We start from the raw sequence: 1946 nt of genomic DNA, 5'->3' as shown, positions 1-1946 counted from the left end.
AAGACAATGTCCGGCCTCTGATCAACCAGCCCAAGGTCCGTTGGATCGAGAAGGACATCTGCCCCCGGGATAGCCGCGACGAGCCTTTGGACGAGATCTACAATCTCGCCTGCGCGGCCTCGCCCCCTCAGTACCAGGCAGACCCGGTGCATACGATGATGACCTGTGTAGCCGGCACAGGCAATTTGCTTTCGCTGGCCGAACAGCATCGTGCCTCGCTGCTCCAGGCGTCGACGAGCGAGGTCTATGGTGATCCCGTAGAGCATCCGCAGACGGAAGACTACCGCGGCAATGTCAGCTGCATAGGCCCACGCGCCTGTTACGACGAAGGCAAACGCGCGGCGGAAGCGCTTTGTTTCGATATGCTGCGGGCTGGAAAGGTGGATGCGCGCGTTGCCCGTATCTTCAACACCTACGGGCCACGCATGCAGCCGAGCGATGGGAGGATCATTTCCAACCTTCTGGTGCAAGCCATTTCCGGCGCACCGCTGACGATTTATGGAAGCGGTGATCAGACGCGCTCCTTCTGCTTTGTCAGTGATCTCGTTGCAGGGTTGATGGCACTGATGGACGTCGACCCCAATCCTGGCGCTCCGGTCAACCTCGGCAATCCCGGCGAGTTCACGATTAACCAGCTTGTCGACATGGTGATGGCCATGGTGCCGTCGACATCCATCGTCGTCCACAAGCCGCTGCCGGAAGACGATCCTCAGCGCAGACGGCCTGACATTTCACGGGCAAAAGAACTGCTGCGCTGGGAGCCGACCATCCCGCTTGCCGAAGGCCTTCGTCTGACCGCCGATTGGTTCATTGCCGCGGCCCGTCCTGATGGAGGCTTCGACAACGCACAGGTTACCCGGCGCTCGAACTGGCGGCGGCGTGCAAAAGCTGGACGTACCGCGATCGGCGTCTGACATGCGAGGGATAGACCACTGCATAATTCCTTATATCGGAATTTGGGAAACTTATGCAGAAATTCAAAGCGTTACCGCGTCCTTTGCGTCTGAAAAGACGCGGCGCTGTAATCGACGACGAAGGAGAGCCCGACATGGATGCAGCACACCCGACTGGACATCAGGACCTGCAAAAACGGATTCGAGAACTTGGGCCGTGGTTTCAGAATTTAAACATCGGGGGTCACATGACCGCGGCCGATCATTTCCTCGGCGATTATCCGACCTTCAAGTGGAAGGGATTCCAGCATGTGCTCCCGGCCGATCTCAGTGGTCTCAGCGTGCTCGATGTCGGCTGCAATGCGGGTTTCTATGCCCTCGAGATGAAACGGCGCAACGCTGCCCGTGTCGTTGGTATTGATTCCGATCCACGCTATCTGGCACAGGCCCGCTTCGCCGCGGAGCAATTGGCAGCGGAAATCGAATTCAGACAGATGTCAGTCTATGATGTCGCCAGACTGAGTGAAAAATTCGACCTGGTGATCTTTATGGGCGTGTTCTATCACCTGCGTCACCCCCTGCTGGCATTGGATCTTCTTTATGAACATGTTGTCGGCGATACGATGCTGTTTCAGTGCCTCCAGCGCGGCGATGAGCGTGTTCCCGATCTCAGGGAGGATTACGATTTTTCCGAGTGGAGCATTTTCGACCAGCCCGAATATCCGAAGCTTTTCTTTGTCGAGGAACGCTATGCAGCCGATCCCAAAAACTGGTTCATTCCCAACCAGGCGGCAGTCGAGGCAATGTTGCGCAGCGCCGGATTTCGAATCGACGACCATCCCGAACGCGAGGTCTATCTGTGCCGACGTGGCCAACGCCACTATGCGGTTGAACCGCCGCCGGTGGCCGCGTCTTGTTAGGCGAGCACTGACATTGACGAAGAAAGGCCGCACCAACTCTGATCCTTGATTGGTGCATGCAACGTCGATGCAGCGGAACAGACGACTGCTGGCACCGTTGTGGCGAACGCAGGTGTGAGTGGCGGCCCTATGC

2 protein-coding genes are annotated in these 1946 nt (G+C 57.7%); both read left to right on the top strand.

From position 1 onward, the window contains the following. Positions 1–914 (top strand): NAD-dependent epimerase/dehydratase family protein (locus C9413_RS31660; RefSeq protein ID WP_170251479.1); only part of this gene is annotated, 914 nt, incomplete at its 5' end. Positions 915–1048: 134 nt separating this feature from the next. Further along, positions 1049–1813 carry a TIGR04290 family methyltransferase gene (locus C9413_RS31655; RefSeq protein ID WP_170251480.1) on the top strand — a complete coding sequence of 255 codons (765 nt, stop codon included), beginning with the start codon at positions 1049–1051 and terminating at the stop codon, positions 1811–1813. The last annotated feature ends 133 nt before the right edge of the window (positions 1814–1946 follow it).

The organism is Rhizobium sp. SEMIA 4085 (genome assembly GCF_013004495.1).
GTDB lineage: Bacteria > Pseudomonadota > Alphaproteobacteria > Rhizobiales > Rhizobiaceae > Rhizobium > Rhizobium gallicum.
Note: the sequence above shows the minus strand (reverse complement) of the source record. Positions and strands in the feature narration are given on the sequence as shown.